At 51.1% G+C, this 14,780-nt stretch carries 10 protein-coding genes and 1 other annotated feature; of the genes, 3 read left to right on the forward strand and 7 right to left on the reverse strand.

Going from position 1 to position 14,780, the window contains the following annotated elements; all coding sequences use genetic code 11:
- Window positions 1-105: 105 nt before the first annotated feature.
- From EBB54_RS19000 to EBB54_RS19010, 3 genes are read left to right on the forward strand one after another with little or no spacing between them, the layout of a single operon-like run.
- Window positions 106-1,251: a DnaD domain protein gene (locus EBB54_RS19000; protein WP_125128566.1), complete on the forward strand. Its 1,146-nt coding sequence runs from the start codon at window positions 106-108 to the stop codon at window positions 1,249-1,251.
- A 12-nt stretch (window positions 1,252-1,263) separates the two neighbouring features.
- Window positions 1,264-2,262, forward strand: a complete 999-nt coding sequence (locus EBB54_RS19005; RefSeq protein WP_125128567.1) for an ATP-binding protein — start codon at window positions 1,264-1,266, stop codon at window positions 2,260-2,262.
- Complete coding sequence (locus EBB54_RS19010; RefSeq protein ID WP_004075037.1) at window positions 2,262-3,464, forward strand: ribose-phosphate pyrophosphokinase; 1,203 nt, start codon at window positions 2,262-2,264, stop codon at window positions 3,462-3,464. The genes EBB54_RS19005 and EBB54_RS19010 overlap by 1 nt, the downstream gene beginning before the upstream one ends.
- A gap of 86 nt (window positions 3,465-3,550) precedes the next feature.
- On the opposite strand, the gene rpoC is transcribed toward EBB54_RS19010, so the two are convergent.
- From rpoC to nusG, 7 genes are all read right to left on the reverse strand, one after another.
- Window positions 3,551-7,363, reverse strand: a complete 3,813-nt coding sequence (rpoC, locus tag EBB54_RS19015) for a DNA-directed RNA polymerase subunit beta' (protein ID WP_125128568.1) — start codon at window positions 7,361-7,363, stop codon at window positions 3,551-3,553.
- A 14-nt stretch (window positions 7,364-7,377) separates the two neighbouring features.
- The gene (gene rpoB, locus EBB54_RS19020; RefSeq protein ID WP_125128569.1) at window positions 7,378-11,241 is read right to left on the reverse strand and encodes a DNA-directed RNA polymerase subunit beta; all 3,864 of its coding nucleotides are present in this window, start codon (window positions 11,239-11,241) and stop codon (window positions 7,378-7,380) included.
- 464 nt (window positions 11,242-11,705) lie between these two features.
- Window positions 11,706-12,083: a 50S ribosomal protein L7/L12 gene (gene rplL / locus EBB54_RS19025; protein ID WP_004075031.1), complete on the reverse strand. Its 378-nt coding sequence runs from the start codon at window positions 12,081-12,083 to the stop codon at window positions 11,706-11,708.
- Between the two features lie 50 nt (window positions 12,084-12,133).
- Window positions 12,134-12,673 (reverse strand): 50S ribosomal protein L10, encoded by a 540-nt coding sequence (gene rplJ, locus EBB54_RS19030; RefSeq protein WP_125128570.1) that lies wholly within the window; start codon window positions 12,671-12,673, stop codon window positions 12,134-12,136.
- Window positions 12,674-12,821: 148 nt separating this feature from the next.
- Window positions 12,822-12,958, reverse strand: a sequence feature (ribosomal protein L10 leader region).
- Window positions 12,959-13,010: 52 nt separating this feature from the next.
- On the reverse strand, window positions 13,011-13,703 hold the full coding sequence (gene rplA, locus EBB54_RS19035; RefSeq protein ID WP_125128571.1) for a 50S ribosomal protein L1: 693 nt from the start codon (window positions 13,701-13,703) through the stop codon (window positions 13,011-13,013).
- 74 nt (window positions 13,704-13,777) lie between these two features.
- The gene (gene rplK / locus EBB54_RS19040) at window positions 13,778-14,200 is read right to left on the reverse strand and encodes a 50S ribosomal protein L11 (RefSeq protein ID WP_004075024.1); all 423 of its coding nucleotides are present in this window, start codon (window positions 14,198-14,200) and stop codon (window positions 13,778-13,780) included.
- Window positions 14,201-14,250: 50 nt separating this feature from the next.
- A complete protein-coding gene (gene nusG / locus EBB54_RS19045) occupies window positions 14,251-14,766 on the reverse strand; it encodes a transcription termination/antitermination protein NusG (protein ID WP_004075021.1) in 516 nt (171 codons plus the stop codon).
- Window positions 14,767-14,780 lie beyond the last annotated feature (14 nt).

Here is a 14,780-nt window from a genome sequence, read left to right on the forward strand (position 1 = left end):
GGTTGAAAATGAGGAAAAAAAATGCTTTTTCCTGCCACTTTATAATGCTATAATTACTAGACAGTCCGGAGACGAAACAAAAGAATTTGAGGGGTAGGAAGGCCAATGAAAACATTAAAACTCAAAAACAAACTGCAGACAAACACAACACTGATTTCCAACGATTTCATAGATCACCATCTGGCTCAGGCAAACGGTGAATTTGTAAAAGTATATCTGTTTCTGCTGCGTCACCTTGAGGATCCCTCCTCGACGCTTTCAGTCTCCAAGATCGCCGACTGCCTGAACCATACGGAAAAGGACGTTATGCGCGCCTTCCGCTATTGGGAAGCCGCCGGCGTACTGAGTCTCGGCAGAGAATCTGAAGTCCGGGCCTCCGACCCGGAATCCCAGAAGAAAGCGGCCATTTCGGTCTCCTCTCAGGAACCGCAGGAATCCGGCCAGCCGGCAGGACTCACCTCCCAGACGGCGGGCTCTTCCGGAGCAATGGCTGCGGCAGGTTCCCCGGCACCCATGACATCGGCGGTTCACTCCCCGATATCAGCGGCGGCTTCCCCGGCACAGGCCGATTCCTTCCAGAATACCGGTTCTGTTTCAGAAAAAGACCCTGTCAGAGCCCAAAAAGAGCTGAAATCCCTGCTTTTTATTGCAGAACAGTATCTCGGCAAGACTCTGACCAAGTCGGACACGGATGCCATTACCTATTTTTATGACACCCTGGGCATGTCCGCCGACCTGGTGGAATATCTGCTTGAGACCTGTGCGGAAAACGGGCATAAAAGCATGCACTATATCCAAAAAGTTGCCCTCTCCTGGTCCGACGACGGGATCGTGACCGTGGCCCAGGCCCGCCAGCGCTCCTTGAATTACAATAAGAACTGCTATACGGTACTCGGTGCGTTCGGCATCAAGAACCGCGGACCTGCCGCATCCGAGGTTACATATATACAGAAATGGACGGATGAGTTCGGCTTTACCCTGGATATCATCCAGGAGGCGTGCAGCCGTACCATCGCTGCGATCCACCAGCCCAGCTTTGAATATGCGGATACAATCCTTGCAAAATGGCACTGCAGCCAGGTACATCATTTAAAAGACGTGGAGGAGTTGGACGCTGCATTCCAAAAGGAAAAAAATTCCAAAAAAGCCCCGGTCCCCCGTCCAAATCATGCCGCAAAGAACCTGAACAATTTTGAGAGGCGCACTTATGACATGGACTCTCTGGAAGAGCAACTGTTAAACAGCAATTAAAAGGAGTTTACCGTGGGATTAAAAAATTCACAATACCAGGCGATCATGAGAGAATACGAGCAGAAGCAGCTGCGCAGCCGTGATGTTCTTGCCAGACATTACGCGGAGGTGTACGCAAAGTCTCCCGAATTTCAGTCTCTGGATGAATCCATATCCATTCTTTCCGTACAATATGGAAAGCGGCTGCTCAACGGCGACGACCACGCGGTGGAGTCCTTGAAGGGGGAGCTTGCGATCCTGCGGAAGCAGAAAGCGGAGCTGCTCCGTTCATGCGGGTTTCCGCCTGATTATCTGGAGCCCGTTTACGAGTGCCCCCACTGCCGGGACACCGGATATATCGGCAGCCAAAAGTGCCGCTGCTTCAAGGCGGCCGCCAGCCATCTTCTATATGAACAGTCCAACCTGAAAGAAACTCTCAAAACCGAGAATTTTAATTCCTTTTCTTTGAAATACTATTCTGACAACTATATCGACCCCAAGTCCGGCCGTTCTTCCCTGGCAATCATGAAGGACGCGTTCGCCGTCTGCCGGGAATTTGTCCGTACCTTTGAGCAGGAGCATAAGAACATCTTCCTGTACGGCAGCGTGGGGGTCGGAAAAACCTTTCTATCCAACTGTATCGCGAAGGAATTGATGGACGCGGGATTTTCCGTGATCTATTATTCTTCGCCGGCCTTGTTCAATGTACTTGCGCAAAGTACGTTTCACAAAGATGATGCGGATGCACAGAACATCTATCGCTATACCTTTGACTGTGATCTGCTTATCATAGACGACCTTGGAACGGAATATACCAATTCCTTCATTGCCTCCCAGCTTTTCACATGCATCAACGAAAGGCTGCTTGGCAAAAAGTCCACGGTCATTTCAACCAATTTATCTCTGGATTCCCTGGCCGATTTATATACGGAAAGGTCTTTTTCCAGAATTACCAGCAACTATATCATGCTGAAACTGATCGGCGATGATATCCGGATCAAGAAAAAACTGATGAACAGGGAGGAATTGTAATGCTGCGTCGAAGTGAACGAAATCTGGAAAATATCCCGGTAGGAGCGCTGGGACTGATTCCCATTACCGGCTGCGAAGAGCTGGGTGAGCAGGTCAACAAGTTTCTTGTAAAATGGAGAAAGGAAAGTGAAAACCAGCATGTTGGGGACGTGGTTTTCAACGGTTATGTAAGAGACAACTATATTATCAACACGAAAGTCCCCCGTTTCGGTTCCGGTGAGGCGAAAGGGATCATCACAGAGTCCGTCCGCGGGAAGGACCTGTACCTGATGGTGGACGTGCTGAACTACAATGTCACCTATTCCCTCACAGGCAATGTAAATCATATGTCGCCGGACGATCATTTTCAGAACCTGAAGCGTGTGATCGCGGCCATCGGCGGCAAGAGCAGAAGGATCAATATCATCATGCCCTTCCTCTATGAGAGCCGGCAGCACAAACGCAGCGGCAGAGAGTCTCTGGACTGCGCTCTGGCCCTGCAGGAGCTGGTGCGCATGGGTGTGGACAATATCATCACCTTTGATGCCCACGACCCGCGTGTGCAGAATGCAATCCCTCTGAACGGGTTTGAGACCGTCTCCCCCACCTATCAGTTCATCAAGAGCCTGCTGGGTACGGTGAAGGATCTGCAGATCGACAGCGACCACATGATGGCCATCAGCCCCGATGAGGGCGGTACGCACCGCGCCATCTACCTGGCAAATGTACTGGGCCTGGATATGGGAATGTTCTATAAGCGGCGGGATTATACACGTATTGTCAACGGGCGGAACCCCATCGTGGCTCATGAATTTCTCGGAAGCTCCGTGGAGGGGAAAGATGTGATCATCATTGATGATATGATCTCCTCGGGAGACAGCATCATCGAGGTCGCCAAAGAGCTGAAGCGCAGAAAGGCCAACCGGATCTTCGCCGCCGCTACCTTCGGTCTGTTTACCAATGGGATGGACCGGTTTGACAAGGCTTATGAGGACGGGCTGATCCACGGAATCCTGACAACGAATCTGATCTATCGGACTCCTGAGCTTCTGTCAAAGCCGTATTATATTGACTGTGATATGAGCAAATATATCGCGCTGCTGATCGATACGCTGAACCATGACGGTTCCATCAGTACGCTGCTGAGCCCCAATGAGAGAATCCAGCATGTACTGCAGGTCTACAAAAACGGGGGCGAGATCGAGCTTGAAGTTGAAATATAAGACTTTTATGAACGATAAAAAAGCTGCCTGACGGCAGCTTTTTTATCGTCATATATGAATGATTCAGTCATCTGTTTCCATGTCTCTTACGACTCCAAGGGTGCTTCATCCGCTGTATCATCCGGTTCCAAAGCCTCTTCTTCTGTATCATCCGGCACTGCGTCAGGATCGTCCAGATCGTCATACGCTTCCAGATCCTCGCTGTCTTCGTCCAGATCATCCAGATCGTCCGCCTCAGCGTCGTCTTCTGCATCCAGATCATCCATGTCGTCCATATTCTCCAGATCGTCTATATCATCCGTCAGTTCGTCTTCATCAAAGTCGATCTCGTCATCCTCTTCCTTGATATCCGTATTCAGGCTTACATCCCTGTACTTCTTCATACCGGTTCCGGCCGGAATATGTTTTCCGATGATGACATTTTCCTTCAGACCGATCAGGTGGTCTACCTTACCCTTGATCGCCGCCTCTGTCAGTACCTTCGTAGTCTCCTGGAAGGATGCCGCGGACAGGAAGGAATCCGTCGCCAAGGATGCCTTGGTAATACCGAGCATGATCTGCTCTCCCGTGGAAGCTTCTTTTCCTTCCGCCTCGAGCTGTTCATTCACCTCGTTAAATTCCAGCACATCCACCATGCTGCCCGGCAGAAATTCGGAGTCGCCCCGTTCTTCTATGCGGATCTTTTTCAGCATCTGGCGCACAATGACCTCGATATGCTTATCGTTGATATCCACACCCTGCAGACGGTATACACGCTGCACTTCACGCAGCAGGTAATCCTGTGCGGCACGCAGCCCCTTAATCTTCAGGATATCGTGTGGGTTCACGCTACCTTCTGTCAGCTCGTCTCCGGCTTCAAGCACCTGTCCGTCCTGGACTTTGATACGTGATCCGTAGGGGATCAGATACGCCTTGGATTCACCGGTCTGAGAGTTGGACACGATCACTTCACGCTTCTTCTTTGTATCACTGAGCATAGCTGTTCCTGCAAATTCCGTAATAATCGCAAGACCCTTCGGCTTTCTGGCCTCAAACAACTCCTCGACACGGGGAAGACCCTGTGTGATATCGTCACCGGCAACACCTCCGGTATGGAACGTACGCATGGTAAGCTGTGTACCCGGCTCCCCGATGGACTGTGCCGCAATGATGCCGACAGCCTCACCGACCTGAACCGCTTCTCCGGTAGCCATGTTCGCGCCGTAGCACTTGGAGCAAACGCCGTCCTTGCACTTGCAGGTCAGGATGGTACGGATCTTCACGCGCTCCAGCGGCTTTCCATTCTCATCCACGCCTTTTTTCATGACGCGCTCGGCACGCCGCGGTGTGATCATATGGTTGGCCTTTACAATCACATTGCCTTCCTTATCCGTAATATCATGGCAGGAGAAACGTCCGGTAATACGCTCCTGCAGGCTTTCTATCTCTTCGTTTCCATCCATGAATGCCTTCACATACATGCCCGGAATTTCTTTTTCCTCATCCTTGATGCAGTCGCTGTCATGGATGATCAGCTCCTGCGATACGTCAACCAGACGCCTGGTCAGGTATCCGGAATCGGCGGTACGCAGGGCCGTATCGGACAGACCTTTCCGCGCGCCATGGGCAGACATGAAGTACTCCAATACGTCCAGACCTTCACGGAAGTTGGACTTGATCGGCAGCTCAATGGTACGTCCTGTGGTATCTGCCATCAGTCCGCGCATACCTGCAAGCTGCTTGATCTGCTTGTCGGAACCACGGGCTCCGGAATCCGCCATCATATAGATGTTATTATATTTATCCAAACCGCCGAGCAGCGCTTCCGTCAGCTTGTCGTCGGTATTCTTCCAGGTCTCCACCACTTCCTTGTAACGCTCTTCCTCGGTGATCAGGCCGCGCTTGTAGTTCTTTGTGATGCGGTCCACCGTATCCTGAGCGTCCTGGATCATCTGCGGCTTCTCCGGCGGCACAGTCATATCGGAAATGGATACCGTCATGGCCGCCCTGGTCGAATACTTGTAACCGATGGACTTGACATTGTCAAGTACCTCTGCCGTCTGGGTCGCCCCGTGGGTATTGATGACCTTTTCCAGGATCTGCTTCAACTGCTTCTTGCCTACATGGAAGTCAATCTCCAGAAGCAGCTCATTGCCCTCTGCTTCCCGATCCACAAAGCCCAGATCCTGAGGAATGATCTCATTGAACAGCAGCCGTCCCAGCGTGGCGTCAATCATGCCCTGCTTCTGTGTGCCGTCCTCCATCGTCTTCTTAACACGCACCTTGATCCGTGAGTGCAGTGTAATATATCCGTTCTCATAGGCCAGGATCGCTTCATTCACACTCTTGAAGATCATGCCCTCGCCTTTTGCCCCCGGCCTTTCCTGGGTCAGATAATAGATTCCAAGTACCATATCCTGGGAGGGAACGGCTACAGGTCCTCCGTCGGAAGGCTTTAACAGGTTGTTCGGGGAGAGCAGCAGGAAACGGCATTCTGCCTGCGCTTCCACGGACAGCGGTACATGAACCGCCATCTGGTCTCCGTCGAAATCGGCGTTGTATGCGGTACATACAAGCGGATGCAGCTTGATCGCCTTACCTTCTACCAGGATCGGCTCAAATGCCTGGATACCAAGCCTGTGCAGGGTGGGGGCGCGGTTCAGCATAACCGGGTGCTCCTTGATCACTTCCTCAAGCACATCCCATACCTCCGGCTGCAGACGCTCTACCATCTTCTTCGCATTCTTTATATTGTGGGCGGTTCCGTTTGCCACAAGCTCCTTCATAACGAAAGGCTTAAACAGCTCAATGGCCATTTCCTTCGGCAGGCCGCACTGATAGATCTTCAGCTCCGGCCCTACGACGATAACGGAACGTCCCGAGTAGTCTACACGTTTTCCCAGCAGGTTCTGACGGAAACGGCCATTCTTACCCTTCAGCATATCGGAAAGGGATTTTAACGCGCGGTTTCCGGGTCCTGTTACCGGACGGCCACGGCGGCCGTTGTCGATCAGCGCGTCCACCGCTTCCTGAAGCATACGCTTCTCGTTGCGGACAATGATATCCGGCGCGCCCAGTTCCAGCAGCCTTCTCAGACGGTTGTTCCGGTTGATGATCCTCCGGTACAGGTCATTCAGATCCGACGTCGCGAAACGTCCGCCGTCCAACTGCACCATCGGACGCAGATCCGGCGGGATGACCGGGATCATGTTGAGGATCATCCATTCCGGCTTGTTGCCCGACTCGCGGAAGGCTTCGATCACTTCCAGACGCTTCACGATACGCGCCCGCTTCTGGCCCGAAGTATTCTCCAGGGATGCCTGAAGCTCCGCATATTCCTTTTCCAGGTCGATGGCCTGCAGAAGCTCCTGAATGGCCTCTGCACCCATGCCTACACGGAAGCCCTTATAGCCCCATTTTTCTCTTTCTTCCTGATATTCCGCCTCGGAGAGCACCTGCTTATACTGCAGGTCCGACTCGCCCTTGTCCAACACGATATAGGACGCAAAGTACAGTACACGCTCCAGCGTACGCGGGGAGATATCCAGAATCAGACCCATCCGGCTGGGAATCCCCTTAAAATACCAGATATGGGATACCGGCGCAGCCAATGCAATATGTCCCATACGCTCACGGCGCACTGCGGATTTGGTCACTTCCACGCCGCATCGGTCACAGATGACGCCCTTGTAGCGGATCTTTTTATACTTTCCGCAGTGGCACTCCCAGTCCTTGCTTGGCCCGAAGATCCTCTCGCAGAACAATCCGTCCTTCTCGGGTTTGAGCGTCCTGTAGTTGATGGTCTCCGGCTTGGTCACCTCGCCCCTGGACCATTCCATGATTTTTTCCGGTGAAGCCAGGCCGATCTTGATCGCGTCAAATGTTAACGGTTCGTGTTGTTGTTCATTGTTCGTTGGCATATAGTTGGCTCCTCCTATTCCATATCATCGTCATAATACTCGTCAAATTCAATCTCGGCATCGTCTTCAAACTCATTGTCATCCGGTTCGATATCAATATCTTCCAGTTCTCCGTCCACAAATTCCTGTTCCGTATAACCATGTTCTCCATAGGATTCATCGTCGCCGTATCTTCTGTCGCCTTCGATAATGGAATTTAGATTGGTTTCCCCATAGTCCACCGTTTCCATGATCTCTACCTCTACATTGTCGTCACGCAGCACGCGCACGTCCAATGCCAGAGACTGCAGCTCCTTTAAAAGCACCTTGAAGGACTCCGGAATACCCGGTTCCGGGATATTCTCGCCCTTGATAATGGCCTCGTAAGTCTTTACACGTCCCACCACGTCGTCCGACTTCACAGTCAGGATCTCCTGCAGTGTATAGGATGCGCCGTAAGCCTCCAGGGCCCACACTTCCATCTCTCCGAAACGCTGTCCGCCAAACTGTGCCTTTCCGCCCAGAGGCTGCTGGGTTACCAGTGAGTACGGGCCTGTGGAACGTGCATGGATCTTGTCGTCTACCAGGTGATGGAGCTTCAGGTAATGCATATGCCCGATGGTAACCGGACTGTCAAAATACTCGCCCGTACGCCCGTCGCGCAGCCGTACCTTTCCGTCACGGGAAAGGGGTACGCCGTGCCACAGTTCCCGGTAGTCCCGGTTCTCATAGAGATATTTCAGCACTTCCGGAAGCAGTTCTTCTTTATACTTATTCTCAAATTCTTCCCACTCCAGATTGACATAATCATTTGCCAGATCCAGCGTGTCCATGATGTCCACCTCGTTGGCCCCGTCAAAGACCGGTGTGGAAATATTGAATCCAAGGGCTTTTGCAGCCAGGCTCAGGTGAATCTCCAAAACCTGCCCGATATTCATACGGGACGGCACACCCAGGGGGTTCAGTACAATATCCAGGGGACGTCCGTTTGGCAGATAAGGCATATCCTCCACCGGCAGCACGCGGGAAACCACACCCTTGTTGCCGTGACGGCCTGCCATCTTGTCGCCTACGGAGATCTTTCTCTTCTGCGCAATGTAGATACGGACGGACTGGTTTACACCCGGAGACAGCTCATCGCCGTTATCCCTGGTAAATACCTTGGCGTCCACAACGATTCCGTATTCTCCATGGGGCACTTTCAGGGAAGTATCTCTGACTTCACGTGCCTTTTCACCGAAAATCGCGCGCAGGAGCCGTTCTTCCGCCGTCAGCTCCGTCTCTCCCTTTGGAGTGACCTTTCCTACCAGAATATCTCCGGCCCGCACTTCCGCGCCGATCCGGATAATTCCCCGTTCGTCCAGGTCTTTCAGCGCTTCGTCACCGACACCCGGGATATCCCTTGTGATCTCCTCAGGTCCCAGCTTTGTATCTCTGGCTTCCGCCTCATATTCCTCAATGTGGACGGAAGTATATACGTCATCCTGTACCAGACGCTCGCTCAGCAGAACGGCGTCCTCATAGTTATAGCCTTCCCATGTCATGAATCCGATCAGCGGATTCTTGCCCAGTGCCATCTCACCGTTGGAAGTGGACGGACCGTCCGCGATCACCTGTCCCTCTTCCACACGTTCCCCTTTGTTGACAATAGGCCTCTGGTTGTAGCAGTTGCTCTGGTTGCTTCTCTGGAACTTCATCAGCTTATAAGTCTTTTTGCTTCCGTCGTCCGAACGCACCGTGATCTCCTTCGATGTGGAACGCTCGATCACACCCGCCTTCTCCGCAACCACGCAGACGCCGGAGTCCACCGCGGACTTCACTTCCATACCGGTACCCACCACCGGGGCTTCCGTAGTCAGAAGCGGCACCGCCTGACGCTGCATGTTGGAACCCATCAGCGCACGGTTGGCGTCGTCATTTTCCAGGAACGGGATCAGCGCCGTCGCCACGGAGAACACCATCTTCGGAGACACGTCCATGAAGTCAAACTTGCTCCGCTCGTACTCCTGAGTCTCTTCCCTGTAACGGCCGGATACGTTCTTACGCACAAAATGCCCTTCCTTGTCCAGCGCTTCATTGGCCTGCGCCACATGGTAATTGTCCTCTTCGTCTGCAGTCATGTAGACTACCTGATCCGTAACCACCGGATTCTCCGGATTGGACTTGTCAATCACACGGTAGGGGGCCTCCACAAAGCCGTACTGATTGATCCTCGCATAACATGCCAGGGAGTTGATCAGTCCGATGTTGGGGCCTTCAGGCGTCTCAATGGGGCACATTCTTCCGTAATGGGAGTAGTGCACGTCACGTACCTCGAATCCGGCACGCTCACGGGACAGACCGCCCGGTCCCAGGGCAGAGAGACGTCTCTTGTGGGTCAGCTCGCCCAGTGGGTTGTTCTGATCCATGAACTGGGACAGCTGGGAAGAACCGAAGAACTCCTTCACCGCAGCCGTCACCGGCTTAATATTGATCAGCGACTGGGGAGAGATCCCCTCCTGATCCTGGGTCGTCATACGTTCCCGGACTACCCTTTCCAATCTGGACAATCCGATCCTGTACTGGTTCTGGAGCAGCTCCCCGACCGCACGGATACGCCGGTTGCCCAGGTGGTCGATGTCGTCGTCATTTCCCATGCCGTACTCCAGATGCATGTTATAATTAATAGAAGCAAGGATATCTTCCTTTGTAATATGCTTCGGAATCAGGTCGTGCAGATCGCGCCTGATCAATGCCTTCAGCTCGTCAATGTCTCCTGCGCTCTCCTCTAAGAGCCCTTCCAGAACCGGATAGTATACCTGCTCCGTCACGCCCACTTCCTTGGGGTCAATGTCCACGATCGCCTGCAGATCCACCATCATATTGGAAAGGATCTTGATATTGCGGGAGCTGTCCTCCCCTGTCACCCACAGACAGGGAGCAGCGGAATTTTGGATTGCGTCCGCAAGCTCTCTCGTGATCACGGTTCCTGCCTCCGCAATCACTTCCCCGGTTACCGGGCTGACTACAGTCTCCGCAAGAGTCTGTCCCTTGACACGGTTCTTGAGCATCAGTTTTTTATTGAATTTGTAACGTCCCACTTTGGCCAGGTCATAACGCCTTGCGTCAAAAAACATGCTGGTGATCAGGCTTTCCGCGCTGTCCACCGCAAGCGGCTCGCCGGGACGGATCTTTTTGTATAACTCTAACAGACCCTCCTGATAATTCTCAGCAGTGTCTTTGCTAAAGCTTGCCAGTATCTTCGGTTCCTCCCCGAACAGCTCGAGGATCTCCGGATTGGTTCCGATTCCAAGGGCACGGATCAGCACAGTGATCGGCACCTTTCTTGTCCGGTCTACACGGACATAAAACACATCGTTGGAGTCAGTCTCATATTCCAGCCACGCCCCGCGGTTGGGAATCACAGTGGATGAGAAAAGCCGTTTGCCCAGCTTATCATGAGCAATCCCGTAGTAAATGCCGGGAGAACGGACAAGCTGGCTTACGATAACACGCTCCGCCCCATTGATTACAAAGGTTCCCGTCTTGGTCATCAGAGGCAGGTCCCCCATGAAGATTTCGTGTTCGTTGATCTCGTCATTCTCTTTGTTGTAAAGTCTGACTCTTACCTTCAAAGGCGCAGCATAGGTCGCATCCCTCTCTTTGCACTCTTCGATCGTGTACTTTACTTCATTCTCGCACAATCTGAAATCAACAAATTCCAGACTCAGGTGACCACTGTAATCCGCGATCGGAGAAATATCACTGAACACCTCTTTTAATCCGTCTGTCAGGAACCATTCGTATGAATTTTTCTGAACTTCGATTAAATTCGGCATCTGTAATACTTCTTTTTGCCTGGAATAGCTCATGCGTGAACTTTTTCCGTTTGTGATGGGACGAATTCTGTTTTTCTCCATGGATGTTTCACTCCTTATTCATTTTCTGAATACTTCCGTAAGGAATTGTTCGGAAATATTCGTTGCCGGGCTGCGAGTTACCCTGTATATTTATTCCCCTTAGAGCGCATCTTAAAGTATAATACAGTAGCCTAACTCATTAATTTACACTCTGTTCTGCAGCAATTCATGAAACAAGACTCCGTCTGCGTATAAAATTCCATTTTTGGAAATTGTTAGCAAATGGTATATCTATCCATAATAGTGCATTTTTTACTATAACACAAATGGGGTTTTCATGTCAACACATTTTCAAAAAGTTCTTGACAAATTGCGATTTATGTGGTATTAGAATCGGGTTAGAACAGAGAACCGCAGACGAATATCCTTCATCTGCGGTCCTCATTAGATCATCTCTGTCATACGGAAGTTATCCATTTGTACGGTTGGATGGTCTAATGCTCATCCAACCGTACAGTAAAAAACTATTTCAGGTTTACTTCTGCGCCTTCGCCCTCAAGCTTCGCCTTGATCTCTTCTGCTTCTGCCTTGGAAACTGCTTCCTTCACTACCTTCGGAGCGTTGTCAACCAGTTCCTTAGCTTCCTTCAGTCCAAGACCTGTGATCTCACGTACAGCCTTGATAACCTTAACCTTAGATGCGCCTGCAGATACAAGCTCTACATCAAATTCGTCCTTCTCTTCTGCTGCCGCTGCGCCTTCTCCGCCTGCTGCTGCAACTACAACGCCTGCTGCTGCAGATACACCAAATTCTTCTTCACATGCTTTTACTAATTCATTCAGTTCCAATACTGATAATTCTTTGATTGCTTCAATCATTTCAGCCGTTGTCAACTTAGCCATTGTCATATCCTCCATTTTTATTATAATATTGATTCGTTGTCAGAAATCGATTATTCTGCTGCTTCTGCCGGAGCCTCTGCGGTCTCAGCGGGAGCTTCTGCCGTCTCGCCGTCCTTCTCTGCGATCTGCTTGATGACGCGTGCGAAGTTCGCGATCGGTGACTGCATGCTTCCAAGCAGTCTGGAAAGAAGAACTTCTCTTGACGGGATCTTGGATAACTCTGTCAGCCCTGCAACATCGTATACATTGCCTTCTACTACGCCGCCTTTCAGTTCCAGCTTGTCTGCGGTCTTAGCAAAATTGCAGATGATCCTTGCCGGAGCTGTCGCATCGTCCTTGGAAATCGCGATTGCGCTCGGCCCCTTCAGACAATCATCCAGGCCCGCGAACTCGGTTCCCTCAAAAGCCCTCTTCATCATAGTATTTTTATAAACCTTGTATACTATGCCAGCTTCTCTAAGCTGCTTACGGAGTTCCGTATCCTGAGCCACGGTCAATCCGCGATAGTCAACAAGCACTACGGACTGGGCATCCTTGATCTCCTCGGCGATCGCTGCTATAACTGGTTGTTTTAACTCAACTTTTGCCACGTTCTGGTGCACCTCCTTATATATTCTGAATATACTGCCACAAGGAAAGTGGATTGTACGGGGATGAAAAATCCCCATCCTATAACCCCTTCTGCATCAACCGCACAGAATCTGCATACTGCATCTTCCGTATCATACGTGCAAAAACGGTTAAATATAAAAACCTCTGCGTACACAAAGACGCAGAGGTAAAATCCAATTCAATGAATCTCGCATTCCTCGGTAGGCGTTGATGTGCTTATGCCTTGCGGCACCTACTGTCTTCGGCAGCTAATTGCCTGATTATAATAGCACTGTTTCCGGGGGATGTCAACTCATTTTATTTAATTTTGTAAAATTACTGCAGCCGCATCGGATTGATCTTGATGCCAGGGCCCATGGTAGAGGTGAGTGTCACGCTCTTGAGGAACTGTCCTTTTACTGCTGCGGGTCTTGCTTTTATAATTGCATCAACAAGCGTCTGGAAGTTGTCCGCTAACTGTTCTTCGGTAAAGGAAGCCTTACCGATCGGCACATGGATAATATTGGTCTTATCCAGTCTGTACTCAATCTTACCAGCCTTGATATCGTTGATCGCCTTTGTTACATCCATCGTAACCGTACCGGCCTTCGGGTTCGGCATGAGACCCTTTGGTCCGAGTACACGTCCAAGACGTCCAACAACACCCATCATATCCGGTGTAGCAACTACCACGTCAAAATCCAGCCATCCTTCGTTCTGGATCTTCGGAACCAGCTCCTGTCCGCCTACAAAGTCAGCGCCTGCCGCCTGAGCCTCGTCAGCCTTTGCGTCCTTTGCGAATACAAGAATCCGCACGGTCTTACCTGTTCCATAAGGCAGTACAACCGCGCCTCGGATCTGCTGGTCTGCATGACGTCCGTCACATCCGGTTCTGATATGAGCTTCGATTGTCTCGTCAAATTTTGCTACCGCTGCTTTCTTTACCAGAGAAATCGCCTCTGACTTTTCGTAAAGATTACCTCTCTGGATCTGTTTTGCAGCTTCGATATATTTCTTTCCTCGTTTCATTCTATATAACCTCCTTGTGGTATTGGCGGGATCGAACCCCTCCCACTGATTTCCTCTTCGTTACCAGGGCAAGCTTACTCTACGGTTACACCCATAGAGCGGCAGGTTCCCTCGATCATACTCATAGCAGCTTCCAATGATGCGGCGTTCAGGTCAGGCATCTTTGTCTTGGCAATCTCTTCTACCTGGGCCTTTGTGATCTTTGCAACCTTTGTCTTGTTCGGAACACCTGATCCGGACTTGATGTTGCAGGCTTTCTTGATCAGAACTGCTGCCGGAGGAGTCTTTGTAACGAAGCTGAAGCTTCTGTCACTGTAAACCGTGATGACAACCGGGATAATCAGGTCGCCCTGGTCTGCTGTCCTTGCATTGAACTGCTTTGTAAATTCAACGATGTTAACACCATGCTGTCCAAGTGCAGGACCTACCGGCGGTGCCGGAGTCGCCTTGCCGGCCGGAATCTGTAACTTAATATAACCTTCTACTTTTTTTGCCATTTTTCATTACCTCCTTGTGGTATTGGCGGGATCGCAATCCCTCCCACTTCTTAATCCATCTTCTTGACTTCTGAAAAGCTGAGTTCGACCGGTGTCTCACGGCCAAACAGTTCCACATTGATCGACAGGCTTTCCTTCTGCTCGTTGACGTTCTGTACGACGCCCACAGTGCCTTCCCAGGCTCCGTTCAGTACGACTACAGCATCGCCCTCCGCAAAGTTCACCTTCACTTCCTGGCGGATTCCGAATCTCTCCATCTCGTCCTCTTCCAGGGGAACCGGCTTGGAGCCAGGCCCGACAAATCCTGTCACCCCCCGCGTATTGCGGACAACGTACCAGGTATCGTCGTTCATATACATGTGGATCATCACATAGCCGGGGAACAGCTTCTTCATGCTGACCTTCTGAACACCATTCTTCTGCTCCAGCACTTCCTCCAGCGGAACCCGGACTTCCAGGATCTGATCCTCCAGATGACGATTTTCGATAGTCTTGTCAATGTTTGCTTTTACTTTGTTCTCATACCCGGAATAGGTATGAACCACATACCATCTTGCCTCTGACATAAAATCACCTTTCC

The sequence above is a fragment of the Schaedlerella arabinosiphila genome, from assembly GCF_003885045.1.
Lineage (GTDB): Bacteria > Bacillota > Clostridia > Lachnospirales > Lachnospiraceae > Schaedlerella > Schaedlerella arabinosiphila.